General features: G+C 65.3%; 18 protein-coding genes. 5 read left to right on the top strand and 13 right to left on the bottom strand.

All coding sequences use genetic code 11. The features are described 5' to 3' along the window. Positions 1–28 precede the first annotated feature (28 nt). The 3 genes from LRA87_RS13150 to ribA all read left to right on the top strand — a co-directional run bounded on the left by LRA87_RS13150 (position 29) and on the right by ribA (position 2,774). On the top strand, positions 29–634 hold the full coding sequence (locus LRA87_RS13150) for a LolA family protein (RefSeq protein WP_230631938.1): 606 nt from the start codon (positions 29–31) through the stop codon (positions 632–634). Positions 635–933: 299 nt separating this feature from the next. Next, positions 934–1,716, top strand: a complete 783-nt coding sequence (locus tag LRA87_RS13145; protein ID WP_230631936.1) for an exodeoxyribonuclease III — start codon at positions 934–936, stop codon at positions 1,714–1,716. Continuing rightward, on the top strand, positions 1,665–2,774 hold the full coding sequence (ribA, locus tag LRA87_RS13140; protein ID WP_443024876.1) for a GTP cyclohydrolase II: 1,110 nt from the start codon (positions 1,665–1,667) through the stop codon (positions 2,772–2,774). Before LRA87_RS13145 ends, ribA begins: the two co-directional genes overlap by 52 nt. Positions 2,775–2,865: 91 nt before the next feature. On the opposite strand, the gene LRA87_RS13135 is transcribed toward ribA, so the two are convergent. The 11 genes from LRA87_RS13135 to LRA87_RS13085 form a co-directional block, all read right to left on the bottom strand. Next, positions 2,866–3,363 (bottom strand): MmcB family DNA repair protein, encoded by a 498-nt coding sequence (locus tag LRA87_RS13135; RefSeq protein WP_230631934.1) that lies wholly within the window; start codon positions 3,361–3,363, stop codon positions 2,866–2,868. A gap of 47 nt (positions 3,364–3,410) precedes the next feature. Then, positions 3,411–3,866, bottom strand: coding sequence for a cell wall hydrolase (locus LRA87_RS13130; RefSeq protein WP_230631933.1), 456 nt, complete (start codon positions 3,864–3,866; stop codon positions 3,411–3,413). Positions 3,867–4,244: 378 nt separating this feature from the next. After that, entirely contained in the window at positions 4,245–4,571 is a 327-nt protein-coding gene (locus LRA87_RS13125) for a DUF1491 family protein (protein WP_230631932.1), read from the bottom strand. Beyond that, entirely contained in the window at positions 4,568–5,023 is a 456-nt protein-coding gene (locus tag LRA87_RS13120) for a PaaI family thioesterase (RefSeq protein WP_230631931.1), read from the bottom strand. The genes LRA87_RS13125 and LRA87_RS13120 overlap by 4 nt, the downstream gene beginning before the upstream one ends. Beyond that, positions 5,013–5,477, bottom strand: coding sequence for a PTS sugar transporter subunit IIA (locus LRA87_RS13115; protein WP_230631930.1), 465 nt, complete (start codon positions 5,475–5,477; stop codon positions 5,013–5,015). The genes LRA87_RS13120 and LRA87_RS13115 overlap by 11 nt, the downstream gene beginning before the upstream one ends. A 64-nt stretch (positions 5,478–5,541) precedes the next feature. Next, on the bottom strand, positions 5,542–6,153 hold the full coding sequence (gene hpf, locus LRA87_RS13110) for a ribosome hibernation-promoting factor, HPF/YfiA family (RefSeq protein WP_230631929.1): 612 nt from the start codon (positions 6,151–6,153) through the stop codon (positions 5,542–5,544). A 50-nt stretch (positions 6,154–6,203) separates the two neighbouring features. Beyond that, the gene (gene dnaQ / locus LRA87_RS13105) at positions 6,204–6,896 is read right to left on the bottom strand and encodes a DNA polymerase III subunit epsilon (RefSeq protein WP_230631928.1); all 693 of its coding nucleotides are present in this window, start codon (positions 6,894–6,896) and stop codon (positions 6,204–6,206) included. Positions 6,897–6,906: 10 nt separating this feature from the next. Next, positions 6,907–7,497 carry a dephospho-CoA kinase gene (gene coaE, locus LRA87_RS13100; RefSeq protein WP_230631927.1) on the bottom strand — a complete coding sequence of 197 codons (591 nt, stop codon included), beginning with the start codon at positions 7,495–7,497 and terminating at the stop codon, positions 6,907–6,909. Next, positions 7,494–8,309, bottom strand: coding sequence for a shikimate dehydrogenase family protein (locus LRA87_RS13095; RefSeq protein ID WP_230631926.1), 816 nt, complete (start codon positions 8,307–8,309; stop codon positions 7,494–7,496). Before LRA87_RS13095 ends, coaE begins: the two co-directional genes overlap by 4 nt. Then, complete coding sequence (locus LRA87_RS13090) at positions 8,306–8,899, bottom strand: Maf family protein (RefSeq protein ID WP_230631925.1); 594 nt, start codon at positions 8,897–8,899, stop codon at positions 8,306–8,308. Before LRA87_RS13090 ends, LRA87_RS13095 begins: the two co-directional genes overlap by 4 nt. Before the next feature lie 128 nt (positions 8,900–9,027). After that, positions 9,028–9,846, bottom strand: a complete 819-nt coding sequence (locus LRA87_RS13085) for a pyruvate, water dikinase regulatory protein (protein ID WP_230631924.1) — start codon at positions 9,844–9,846, stop codon at positions 9,028–9,030. Positions 9,847–10,235: 389 nt separating this feature from the next. Between LRA87_RS13085 and hemE the strand changes: the two genes are divergently transcribed. Together hemE and LRA87_RS13075 are read left to right on the top strand one after the other, a co-directional pair. Next, positions 10,236–11,258 carry a uroporphyrinogen decarboxylase gene (gene hemE / locus LRA87_RS13080; RefSeq protein ID WP_230631923.1) on the top strand — a complete coding sequence of 341 codons (1,023 nt, stop codon included), beginning with the start codon at positions 10,236–10,238 and terminating at the stop codon, positions 11,256–11,258. After that, positions 11,258–11,704 (top strand): CopD family protein, encoded by a 447-nt coding sequence (locus tag LRA87_RS13075; RefSeq protein ID WP_230631922.1) that lies wholly within the window; start codon positions 11,258–11,260, stop codon positions 11,702–11,704. Before hemE ends, LRA87_RS13075 begins: the two co-directional genes overlap by 1 nt. A gap of 16 nt (positions 11,705–11,720) precedes the next feature. On the opposite strand, the gene LRA87_RS13070 is transcribed toward LRA87_RS13075, so the two are convergent. Together LRA87_RS13070 and LRA87_RS13065 are read right to left on the bottom strand one after the other, a co-directional pair. Then, positions 11,721–12,698, bottom strand: a complete 978-nt coding sequence (locus tag LRA87_RS13070; protein ID WP_230631921.1) for a GGDEF domain-containing protein — start codon at positions 12,696–12,698, stop codon at positions 11,721–11,723. Next, positions 12,691–12,930, bottom strand: coding sequence for a hypothetical protein (locus tag LRA87_RS13065; RefSeq protein WP_230631920.1), 240 nt, complete (start codon positions 12,928–12,930; stop codon positions 12,691–12,693). Before LRA87_RS13065 ends, LRA87_RS13070 begins: the two co-directional genes overlap by 8 nt. Between the last annotated feature and the right edge of the window lie 264 nt (positions 12,931–13,194).

The following is a 13,194-nucleotide window of genomic DNA, read 5'->3' as shown; positions in this document are numbered from 1 at the left end:
TTCAATGCGCCCAACCCACAGGACAATCATGATCCGATATGCCCTCGCCCTCGCTGCCGTCGTCGCGCCCACCGTCCTGCCCGCACAGGCGACTGGCGACCTCGCGGCGGTGCAGCGCCACCTCCAGACGGTCGAGACGATGACCGCCAACTTCACCCAGACTGATCGCAACGGCAAGGTGCTGACCGGCACGTTCACGCTCAAGAAGCCCGGCAAGCTGCGCTTTCAGTATGAAAAGGGCGTGCCGATATTGATCGTTGCCGAGGGCGGCGCGTTGACCTTTATCGATTATTCGGTGCGGCAGGTGCAGCGCTGGCCGATCAAGAACTCACCGCTGGGCGTGTTGCTGGACCCGACCCGCGATATCACCCGCTACGCGCGGCTTGTGCAGACCGGCAACGACCGCGTCGTATCGGTCGAAGCGAACGATCCCAAGCATCCGGAATATGGCAAGATCACGCTGATCTTCGCGCGTCAGGGCAACGCACCGTCAGGCCTCGCCCTGCAAGGTTGGGTGGCGCTCGACAGCCAGAACAACCGGACGACGATTCGGCTCGACAACCAGCGCTTCGGCGTGCCGGTGAGCGACGGAACGTTCAAATGGAACGATCCACGGCGTCCCAACATACGGTAATCGTTCGTCCATTCATCCACGCGACAGGTTAGGGAGCCTAGAAGGGTCCTCGCGGATGTGGGGCGTTCGGGATTTTTCCCCCTGTTGCCCGGATGATAAATTCCACTTCCCGCCTGCGTGACGAACGCTAGGTCGGCCCTCGCTCCATGCCCCCGGAGCGGGGGCCTTTCTGCGTAGGCAGCCTATCGGCTGCTGAGCACGGCCGACGGACGAAGCCCGATCGACGTCAGGGGCTTTGCCCATGACCGCCCAGCCCCCAAACCTTGCTCACCTCCCAAGCCCCCCCTAGATGCGCTCTCGTGAAGATCGTCTCCTGGAACATCAATTCGGTCCGCTTCCGGATCGCCATCGTCGAGCAGTTCCTGCGCGAGGTCGAACCCGATATCCTGTGCCTTCAGGAAACCAAGGTGATCGACGCCGACTTTCCCTTCGATACCTTCCATGCGCTCGGCTACGAACACATCGTCATCCACGGCCAGCGCATGCATCACGGCGTCGCGATCCTGTCGCGAGTGCCGATCGTCGCGGACGACCGGTTCGACTGGCAGGCCAATCGCGAAGCGCGCCATGTGGGCGTCCGCCTGCCCAACGGTGTCCGGCTCGAGAACGTCTACGTCCCTGCCGGCGGCGATGTGCCGGACCGCGAGGTGAACCCGAAATTCGGTCAGAAGCTCGATTTCGTCCAGCGCATGACGAATTGGTCCGATGGCCTCGACGTGCCGACGATCCTCACTGGCGACTTCAACATCGCCCCCCTGCCCAGCGATGTGTGGAGCCACAAGGCGCTGCTGAAGGTCGTCAGCCATACGCCCATCGAGGTCGAGGCGCTCGACCGGTTGAAGGCATCGAACGACTGGGTCGATCTTGGCAGACATTTCCACCCAGCCCCAGCGCGCCTGCACACGTGGTGGAGCTATCGCTCGCCCGACTGGACCAGGAACGATCGCGGCCGGCGGCTCGATCACATGTGGGCGACCGGACAGGTCGCGAGCATTGCGACGGGCCATACGGTGTTCGAACATTGCCGCGCATGGCTCAAGCCATCGGATCATGTGCCGATCATGACCGAGTTCGCCTTTTGACCGACACGCGCGACGTGTCGCGGGCAATCGATGCGCTCCGCCGCGGCTGGCCGATCGCGATCCATGCGCCGGGCGAGGATGCCTTGACGCTGCTCGCGGTGGAAACCGCCGACGCGCGCTCGCTCGACGCGTTCTCTCCGGCCGGTGCCTATCCGCTGCTGATCTCGAACGGGCGTGCGGCGACCCTCAAGCTGACCAACCAGCGCGCGGCGGCCGATCCCGATACGCCGGTGGTCATCGAACCCGCGCCGTGGCTGGATTTTGATACGGCGATCGCGCTGTCCGATCCGCAGTTCGATCTTGCGACCCCGCTGAAGGGTCCTTTTCGCACCGAAGAGGTGGATCGCCCGCTCGCCAGTCTCGCCGCGATCCGGCTGGCGCGCATCGCCGGGCTGCTGCCCGCCTTCTTCATCGACGGGATCGATCCGGAGGTGACGATCGTTCCTGACGCGATCGACCGCCATCAGCATGCATGGTCGCTGCGCCTCGCGACCCGTGCACGCCTCCCGGTCGATGGCGCGGAAGATGCGGAGATCGTCGCTTTTCGCGCACCCGATTCCAGCGACGAGCATGTTGCGCTGCTGATCGGCCAGCCCAACGGCGCCGCGCCCCTGGTGCGCCTGCATAGCGAATGCCTGACGGGCGATGTGCTGGGTAGCCTGAAATGCGACTGCGGCCCGCAACTGCGCGCGGCCATCGCAGCGATCCGTGCGAACGGTTGGGGTATCCTGCTGTACCTGCGTCAGGAAGGGCGCGGCATCGGTCTGGTCAACAAGCTTCGTGCTTACGCCTTGCAGGACCAGGGATTCGACACCGTCGATGCCAACACCCGGCTGGGTTTTGCGGTAGACGCTCGCGATTTCGGCGTCGCCGCGCGGATGCTGGAGCTGCTCGGGCAACGGGAGGTGCGGCTGCTGACCAACAATCCGGCCAAGGTGGCGGGGCTGGAGGCCGCTGGCATGCGCGTGATCGAGCGAGTGGCGCACGCATTGCCGCCCAACCCGCATAACGAGCGATATCTGGCGACCAAACGCGACCGTACCGGGCATCAACTATAGCTACGGTACGCTCATCCTCACCCTGTCTTCACCATCTGTTCTCTCGCCTGATACGAAAGTAAGGCACTTGGCGCCGGAAGGGGGAGGACGATCAGGCCGATAACGTCAGCGCTTCCGGATCGATCATTCCAGTCAGTCGCCGCGCAGCCCGTCGGGCGAACGCCAGCGTGCACCGCTTTCGTACGTGAGCCGGCAGCGGCAGGCTATGCGCCTCTCGCACGATCGCCGCATCGTACCGGTCGGCGACGATCACGCCCGTCCGTTCGGGCAGGAACGCGTGGCCATCGAGCGGCGTCGTGTCGAACCCGGCCGGCACCGCCCAGTAATAGCGATCGCAATGGGCGAGGTAATCGGGCCATTTGCCGTCGCCCATCAGGTCGGCACGGGATACCTTGATCTCGACGATCACCAGCTGCCCGCGCGCATCGATCGCCATCAGGTCGGCGCGACGGCCGCCCTCCAGAGGAACTTCGGGAATGGTGGTCAGGTCGTGACGGAGCAGCATCCGCGTGACGCCGCGCGCAACATCGGCGGCGCATATCGCAGGATCGCCGCCATCCAGACACGAAGCAGGGGCCATGTCGAGCATGACCCCCGCTTAGGAACATTCAGCGAACGGAGCAAGCCCCGCCGATATCAGCGATAGAAGACGTGGTTGCCGATCATCGCGATCCTGGTCAGGTTGCCGCCGGGACGACGATCGGCGGTGTTGAAGAACAACGCCTTGGGAGCGGGACTATCCCATGCCGCCTCGAGCGCGATCCTGGCGACGGCGAGGGCGGTACGCCACGCTGCGCGGCCTTCGTCGATCGACGGGATTTCACCACCACGCACGAAGCTGAATTGTCCGCGCTGCTTCACCACCGAACAGATGTCGGCGGGAAAACGGCCCGACTTCGACCGGTTGATGATGACGTTGGCGACGGCAAGCTGACCGCTCAGCGGTTCACCCTTGGATTCGAAGTAGATAGCGCCGGCAAGGCAGCGCTGCGTCGCATCGACCTGCGCGCTGTCCTGCGCTGCAACGGCTTCGGCGAGGCTGTTGTAATCGTCGTCGTCCGACTCGTCTTCGGTCGGGACCGACTGAATCATCTGGAGCGGGTTCTGCGTAGTCGCCGAGGATACGGGGACCCGGGGCGTGTCGCTAACCGGAACCGAAACCGGGGTCACCGGGTTATTGATCTGAATCACCGGGATGGAAGCCGAAATCGCACCGCGATTGAGGTCCGAGGCCCGGACTGGCGAACTGTGGCTGATGAGGCCCGCCAGAGAGAAAGTCATCACCGCGATAGCCGCGGCGCGTTGCATGATCGTCATTAACGTATTCGATATGCGGTTGGACCACGGACCCGATCGGCGAACCGATCGTCCGGGCATCCCCCCGACTGCGTCACCGACCCGGATCGCACCCAGGCGCGGCACAACGCGCTTTCAACGTGCGCGGAGCACTCGTCACACCGGTGTCATGTGTCAATTCGTCAGGATCGTTTCAGCGGCGAACCGTTCGGCTTCCGGGACGTCCAGTTCCACGACCCATAGATCGGGGTCGCTGCTCCGACGACGGCGCCAATAGGATTCCGCCCCGTCGGACGGGGCCGAATCGGTTAGTGACGCTACCCCGTCGAAGCCGATCGTGCGTTCCAGCACCCGTGTCGGCCCCGTTCGATCCTCTATCAGGACCATGATAGCGCCGCCGTTTGCATCCCCCCTTGCCCGTACCACGCCGATGCCGCCGGCGTCGTTGACCCGGCGGAGAAGGGCGCCGACGATCAGATGGGTCGGCAGCCGGTCGGTCATGCCGGGCGATAGCCGGGAAGGCCGGACAGCGGAATTTGCGATCGCATGAAGGTGCCGGTGCCCCGCGCCGCTTCTTCGCCATCCGCATCGATCAGGCGTGCGTCGGCGACGTAGACGCGTCGTTTGCCGCTGATCCATCGGCCCTCGGCGACGACGGGCCCGGCCTTCAGCGGACGGGTGAGCAGCAGGTTGAACGCAGTGGTCAGCAGGAAACGATCGGTGACCAGACTGTTCGCCGCATAGAAAGCGGCGTCGTCGAGCATCTTGAAATAGCTGGTGCCATGCACCGCAGCGGCAGCATGATAATGCCGTTCGTCGAGGCGGAAATGGATACGGGCGACGCCGGCCTCGACGATCTCCAGCCGCGATTCGAACAGGCGGTTGATCGGAGCGGCGGCGTAGAGCGATTCCAGACTGCGGAAATGCGCTGCGGCGCCGGCGTCAGGCGGCATCGCGCGCGGCATCCGCAGTGAACAGCGCATACAGGGCATCGGGCGAACCGGCGCCGCGAAGCTTGCCGAGGAACGTGCGGTCGCGCAGGCGCCGCGATACCCGCGCCAGCGCCTTCAGATGCTCCGCCCCCGCATCGACAGGCGACAACAGCATGAAGACGAGGTCGACGGGCAGATCGTCGACGGCGACGAATTCGATCGGTTGTGCGAGTCGCATGAACACGCCGGTCACCACCGTCAGCTCGGGCAAGCGGGCATGGGGTATCGCCACGCCGCCGCCGAAACCGGTCGATCCCAGCTTTTCACGGAGGTTGAGTCGTTCGGCGGTCAGCCTGCCATCAAGGCCCAGCGCGTCGGCGGCATTGGCAAGCTGGACGAACAGCGCCTTCTTGTGAGCGACCGCGACGTCCTTGTAGACCGCATCGGGGCGCAGCAGATCGCTGAAGTCGTTCATCGCAGACTCGAATAAAGCAAAGGGCCCCGCCGGGCCCTAACGAGTCCGGCGGGGAAGGGGAAGGTCAGCCGGCGGCGGGCTGCTGCGCCTGGGTCTGGCGCTGCGGCTCGACCCAACCGATCGTGCCGTCGCCGCGGCGATAGACCATGTTGTACGCACCCGTCCCGGCATTGCGGAACAGCAGCGCCGCGGTATCGCGCAAATCGAGCATCATCACCGCGTCCGACACGCTGGCGTCCGGGATGTCGACGCGCGTCTCGGCGATGATCAGCGGCGCGTCGCCGACATCCTCTTCGGTCGATGCGGCTTCCTGGAACAGGGTATAGCCGGCGTTGTCATAGCCCATGTCCTCCTGGATCGCCGCCGCTTCGCCGGCATGGCGGTCCTTCAGGCGGCGCATGTAGCGGCGCAGCTGCGTCTCGATCTTGGCGGCAGCGCCATCGAAGGCGGGATGCGCGTCGTGCGCCTCATGCCGCCCCTTCAGCACGAGACCCTTCATGACATGGACGACGATGTCACACTTGAAGCCGACGTCGTGCGGCCCCTTGCCGAAGGTTACCTCGGCCGAGATGGCGCGGGCGAAATACTTCGTGGCGATACCCTGAAGCCGGTCGCTCACATGATCCTTGAGCGCGTCGCCGGTTGCGACCTGATGACCAGAGATCCGGATATCCATTGTCTTCTCCATTGATGTGGGCTGGCCTGTTGGCCTTCACCCGGTTGGCGTTATTCGAACGCCGCGACCCCCCAGATCGGATCCTGCAATTTGGAAACAAATGCTGCGTGCGCTGCAAGTTCCGCGTCGGACGGACGAAACGCGCGCGGCGGGCGGACGGTGACGGCACGGCGCACGGCGACCTGTGTGGCTTGCACGACGGGCGCATCGCTGACCAGCCCCAGCCCGATCTGCCGCCCGCCGAGCAGTTCGACATAGACCTGCGCGAGCAATTGCGCATCGAGCAGCGCGCCGTGCAGCACGCGGTGCGACCGGTCGACGCCGAACCGCGAACACAATGCATCCAGCGTATGCTTGGCACCGGGATGGCGGCTGCGCGCGATCTGCAGCGTATCGACCATCCGTTTGACGTGGATGATCGGACGACCGCATCGGGTCAGCTCGCCATTGAGGAAGGAAAAATCGAACCCGGCGTTGTGCGCGACCAGCGGCGCGTCGCCAAGGAATTCGATCAGGTCCCCGCACGCATCGGCAAATTTCGGCTTGTCGCTGAGGAATGCTTCCGAAATGCCATGCACCGCCTGCGCCTCCGCCGGCATATTGCGTTCCGGATGATAATACGCGTGGAAGGTGCGGCCGGTCTCGACCCGGTTGATCATCTCGACGCAGCCGATCTCGACGAGCCGGTCGCCACCGGCGAAGCTCAATCCCGTGGTTTCGGTGTCGAAGACGATCTCGCGCATGTCACCTCTATCAGCCTGTGGCGGACGCCATGCAAGCGATCACATGACGGACGGCCTCCCGTGTCACGTCGAGCGACACGTCGGTGGGAATGACGTGATCGGCCCGCGCCCGCTTGGCGGCATCGGGATATTGGCGGGCGAGGATCGCCGCGAATTTTTCCGGGGTCATACCCGGGCGGGCGAGGGTGCGCGCGCGCTGCACGTCGGGTGCGGCGGAGACGACGACGATCCGGTCGACCGCACGATCGCCGCCGGTCTCGAACAATAGCGGAATGTCGAACACGACCATCGATGCGGCGGCATGTTGCGCGAGGAAAGCAGCACGCTCCACTGCCACGGCCGGGTGTACGATCGCTTCCAGCCGCTTCATCGCGGCATCCCCGCCCAGCACAGCCGCGGCGAGCCGCTGGCGGTCAACACCGTGCGGACCAGTCGTGCCGGGAAACGCCGCCTCGATCGCGCCTACGCAGGCGCCATCGGGGCCCTGCAGCCCATGCACAGTCGCATCGGCGTCGAACACCGGAATTCCTTCGTCAGCGAACATCGCCGCCACCGTCGACTTGCCCATGCCGATCGATCCGGTGAGGCCGACGACGATCATGCTATCAACAGGTCTCGCAACGTATCGTCCCGGTCGCGCGGCGGCTCGGCCCCGAAGAACAGTTCGAAGGCGAGGGCGGCCTGACCAATCAGCATTTCGAGCCCGTCGACCGTTTCCAGCCCGCGCGCGCGCGCAGCGGTCAGCAGCGGTGTTTCGAGTGGCGCATAGACGATGTCGTAGACGACGGCATCATCCTGTATCGGGTCGATGTCGATCTTTAGCGGCGGCTGACCTGCCATGCCCAGCGTGCTCGCGTTGACCAGCAGCGCCGTGTCGGGCGAGATAGCCGACGACAGCGGCAATGCCTGCCCCTTGAGACCGAACGACGACAACAACACGCCGGCCTTCAGCACATTGCGGTTGAGCAGCGTCACCGGACCGACCTGCATCCGGGCCAGCGCGAACAGGATCGCACGCGCTGCGCCGCCCGCACCGACGACGGTGACGGGCTTGCCGGTGAAGTCGAACCCCGCCAGCGGGGCGTAGAAGCCGCCCGCATCGGTGTTGGTGCCGACCGGCGTGCCATCCTCGGCACGAAAGACGGTGTTGATCGCGCCGATACCATTGCGCACGTCTCCGCGGTCGTCGACATGGTCGAGCGCGGCGAGCTTGTGCGGCATCGTGATGTTGCACCCGCGCCAGTCCGGATCTCCGCGGCGTTGCGCGAAATAGGCGGGCAGGTCGTCGGCGGTCACCAGCGTCTTGCGATATTCGGCATCGAGCCCGAGCTGATCGAGCCAGAAACCGTGGATGACCGGGGATTTGGACTGGACGATCGGATCGCCGATGACCTCGGCATACGGACGGCTCATGCTGGGATCACTCCGCGGATTCTGAGGTAGTCGAGGACGTTGAGCAGGGGCAGGCCGAGCACGGTGAACTGGCTGCCATCGATGCGGCCGAACAGCTGCGCGCCGGGGCCTTCGATCCGGTAGCAGCCGACGCAACCCGATATCGCGGGCCATTCCTGATCGAGATAGGCCTCGATAAACACGGTGGATAGCGGACGGACGTGCATCCGCGCCGCCTCGACATGCCGCCAGACCGGACGGCCGGCTTCGGCGATCACCGCGGCGCTCCACAGTTCGTGACGGGTGCCGGACATCCGGGCGAGATGGTCCGCCGCCTGTTCGCGGCTCTCCGGCTTGTCGAGCAGGGTGCCATCGGCGAGCGCGACGACGCTGTCGCTGCCGAGGACGAGGCGATCGGGATGCCGCAGGCTCACCTTGGTGGCCTTCAGTTCGGCGAGCGCATCGGCGAGGTCGCGGGGCTTGCTGCCGGCGAGCGACGCCTTGGCGGCGTCCTCGTCAACGCCGGCCGCGGTCGCGTCGAACGGCACACCGGCCGCGGTCAGCATCGCGCGGCGGGAGGCGCTTTGCGAAGCAAGGAGGAGGGGGGTCATAATGCTCTTTCGTCATCCCCGCGCGGACGGGGATCCTTGATGGCAGACGTGAGTGATGGAGCCGCTTGCTCGGCAACCATGAATGACCGCCTGCGCGGGGATGACGAACGTGGACGAACGCACCATCGTCACACCACACCCGCCTTGCGCTGGTTGGCCAGCGCGATGATCGCGGCGGCGGTTTCCTCGATCGACCGGCGGGTGACGTCGATCACCGGCCAGCCGTTGTCGGCGAACATGCGGCGGGCATAAGCGATCTCGCGCGTTACCGCTTCCTCCTCCACATAGGGCGTGTCGGGCATCTGGTTGAGCGACAGCAGCCGGTTACGACGGATCTGGATCAGCCGGTCGGCACTGGTGGTGAGACCCACGACGAGCGGGTTCTTGAGGTCGAACAGGATGCGCGGCGGCGGGCTTTCGACGACGATCGGGATGTTCGCCGTCTTCCAGCCGCGGTTGGCAAGATAGATCGACGTCGGCGTCTTCGACGAGCGCGAGACGCCGGCCAGCACGATCTCCGCCTCCTCCCAATCCTCCGACGCGATGCCGTCGTCGTGGGCGATCGTCCACTGGATCGCATCGACGCGCGCAAAATAGGCGGCGTCGAGCGCATGCTGGCGACCGGGCCGCGCCTTGGCCTGCTGGCCCAACAAGCCGGACAGCGCATCGTTGACCGGATCGAGCGGCGCGACCGCGGGCAGGCCGAGGGCGAGGCAACGCTGTTCGAGGATGCGGCGGGTGGCGACGTTCACCAACGTGAAGATCACCAGCCCCGGATTCTGCGCGATCTCCTGCAGGATGCGCTCCAGATGCGCCTCGGTGCGCACCATCGGCCAGAAATGGCGGACTGTCTCGACGTCGTCGTACTGCGCGAGCGCCGCCTTGGCGATGTTCTCCAGCGTCTCGCCAGTCGAGTCCGACAGCAGGTGGAGGTGGAGGCGCATCATAGCCGACGCGCTCCCGCACGTGGGACCGTGGCAGCGGGCAGCCACCACATTGAGATATCGCGCTTCCGCGATGCCTCCGCCAACGACAGGCACGGATCTGTGGATAACATGGGCGCAATGGATAGGATAAGTCGGCACCCTCGCCAACCCGCCCCCGCCCCGTGGACAACCCGCATTTTGTCCACATTTGCGCACACAGGGCATGGTTTTATCCACAGGCTGTGGATGATGGGGACGGGCTTCACCGAATCCCCGCGGAATCGCCGATCCTTGCCGGTCAACCTGTGGGTGGTTAGGGCATGAATGCGGTTATCCCGTTATCCACGTGCCAACCACTTCATCATCCTTATCTAAGATTCTTTTATAGGAAGAAGGTTCTGTCCGATCCTGTGAACAAGCCCCTGCTCGCGACGTTACGCGGTGCGAAACCGTCGGTGCCGCCGATGTGGCTCATGCGGCAGGCGGGACGATACCTTCCCGAGTATCGCGCGCTGCGAGCGGAGAAGGGCGGCTTCCTGGCGCTCGCCACCGACCCGGCGGCGGCGGCGGAGGTGACGTTGCAACCGATCCGGCGGTTCGGTTTCGATGGCGCCATCCTGTTCTCCGACATCCTGATGGTCCCTTGGGCCCTGGGACAGGACCTGACCTTTGGGCCCGGCGAAGGGCCACGCCTGTCGCCGCCGCTGGTGGATGCGGCCCTGAACGCCTTGCAACGGGTGCCTGAGCGACTGGAGCCGGTCTATGGCACCTGCGAACGGGTCGCCGCCGCCTTGCCGCCTGAGACGACGTTTCTGGGCTTTGCCGGATCGCCGTGGACGGTGGCGACGTACATGGTCGCGGGCGCAGGGTCGAAGGACCAGCATGAGACTCGCGGCTTCGCCTACACGGACGAGGGCGCGTTCCAGGCGATCGTCGATGCGATCGTCGCGATGACGATCGAATATCTGGCACGGCAGATCGCGGCGGGGGTCGAGGCGGTGCAGCTGTTCGACAGCTGGGCAGGATCGCTGTCGCCGGCGCAGTTCGAACGCTGGGTCATCGCACCCAATGCGGCGATCGTCGCCGGCTTGCGCGCACGCTGCCCGGACGCGATCATCATCGGCTTTCCGAAGGGGGCAGGGGGCAAGCTGCCCGCCTATGCCCGTGAGACCGGGGTGGATGCGATCGGGCTGGACGAGACGGTCGATCCGGTCTGGGCGAACGACGTTCTGCCTGCCGGGTTGCCGGTACAGGGCAACCTCGACCCGTTGGCGCTACTCGCCGGCGGGCGGGTACTGGAGGACGGTATCGACCGCGTCCTGAGCGCTTTCGTCGACCGGCCGCACGTCTTCAATCTGGGCCATGGCATCGGCCAGTTCACGCCGATCGCGCATGTCGAGCGACTGGTCTTACGCGTACGGGGGAAAGGCTGATGGAGTATCTGGCGGGCGCATATCTGTGGATCGTCGCGGCGCATGTGATCTTCGTGATCTTCTGGATGGCCGGCCTGTTCATGCTGCCGCGCTATCTGGTCTATCATCAGGAGGCGCTCGCGGCCGGCCGTAAGGACGAGGCGACGACGTGGGTGGAGCGGGAGACCAAGCTGCGGTCGATCATCCTGACCCCGGCGATGCTGGCCGTGTGGGTCCTGGGACTGACGCTCGCGACCGTCGGGCAGCATTGGGGCGAGGGGTGGCTGCATGCCAAATTCGCCTTCGTGCTGCTGCTATCGGGTTATCATGGCTGGGCGGTCGGCTATGCGAGGAAGCTCGCCCGGGGCGTGATGCGGTTCGAGGGGCGGACGCTGCGCATGCTGAACGAGGTGCCTGCACTGGCGGCGACGGTCATCGTTGTGCTGGTATTCGTGAAGCCGTTCTGACCGGTCGGTCGCCGGCTCAGGCCGCCAGCCGGGTCTGGTTACGGCCGCCGGCCTTTGCCGCGTAGAGCATCGTATCGGCGCGCTCGAGCCATGCGGCCACGGACGTATCCGCCGCCAGCGCGGCGACGCCGAAGCTGGCGGTGATCCGCAGATCCTGCCCATCGGCAAGACGGATGACGTTTGCGGCGATCGCCATCCGCAATCGCTCGGCGGCGATGACCGCGTCGTCCCCGCCGGTTTCGGGCAACAACAGCGCGAATTCCTCGCCGCCCAGTCGGCCGAACACATCGCTGGGCCGCAGCGTCAGTGTCGCCAGTTCCGCCAGTTGATGCAGCACCTGATCCCCGGCAGCGTGGCCGTAGGTGTCGTTGACCGATTTGAAGTGATCCACGTCCAGCATCACGATCGTGCTCGGCCGATGATACCGCGCCGCACGGGCGATTTCGCGCTCCGCCTGCTCGACGAACGCACGTCGGGTCAGCGCTCCGGTCAGGAAATCGACCTGCGCAACCATTCGCAGTTCCAGCTCGTCGCTGACGATATGGGCGCAGTTGGTCAGAATGGCGATGTCGGCAGGGGTAAAGGCACGCGCCTTCGTATCCATCGCACAGAGCGATCCCACGTTATAGCCATCGGGCGTCCGCAGCGGGATGCCGGCATAGGCACGGATATGCGGCGCGCCCGTGACCAGCGGGTTGTCCGCGAAACGCGGGTCGCCGTGCGTATCCTCGATGATCAACGCTTCGCGTTGCTGGATGGTGTGGGTGCACAGCGAAATGCTGCGCGGCGTTTCGGCGACGTCGATCCCGCGGCGCGCCTTGAACCACTGACGGTCGCGGTCGACCAGCGTCACCGTCGCCATGGGCACGCCGAGCACGGTACGGACCAGCGTCACGATCTTCTCGAACGGCTCCTCGACTGCCGAATCCAGTACATCGAGACGGCGCAAGGCGGCCAGCCGCGCGTCGTCGTCGTGCAGTTTGACGTCATGCATGATCCGGCGCCTTCGACATGGTACGGATCGCGGCGGTCAGTTCCGCGGCATAGCTGTCGACGAGCGAGCGGACGCTGGTATCGATCATAGCTTCCTGCAAACCCGCGGCGCGCAGGCTCTCGACGAGCCGGGCGAGGTGCGTCTGGTGCCGGGACACGCTGTCGAGAAGCTCGGCAGGAATCTCGATCGGCGCGGCATCCCTGGGCGTGGGGGTAAGCTGATCGATACGCATCACTGTGTCCTGTAGGATCCTGTGGAGGGTTTAGCGGTGTGCGGTTAACAACAGCTGATCCCATCTTAACATATGTTTCGGCCGGGAGTATCCGGCACGATTCCATGCATGGGGCCTATGCATGGGGCCTATGTGTGGGGATCGTCGCTTGACGAACATCCTCGCTCCTCTTACCTCCTCAAAGCGCGTAGAGCCTCCGTCCGGTGGTTCCGCGTTTCTCCTCCTGGCCATCGTCGCTGCGGTTCCTTCGCCGACCTGGGCCAT

Source organism: Sphingomonas sp. Leaf37 (genome assembly GCF_920939475.1).
Taxonomy (GTDB): Bacteria; Pseudomonadota; Alphaproteobacteria; order Sphingomonadales; family Sphingomonadaceae; genus Sphingomonas.
This window is presented reverse-complemented; position numbering and strand designations above follow the sequence as displayed.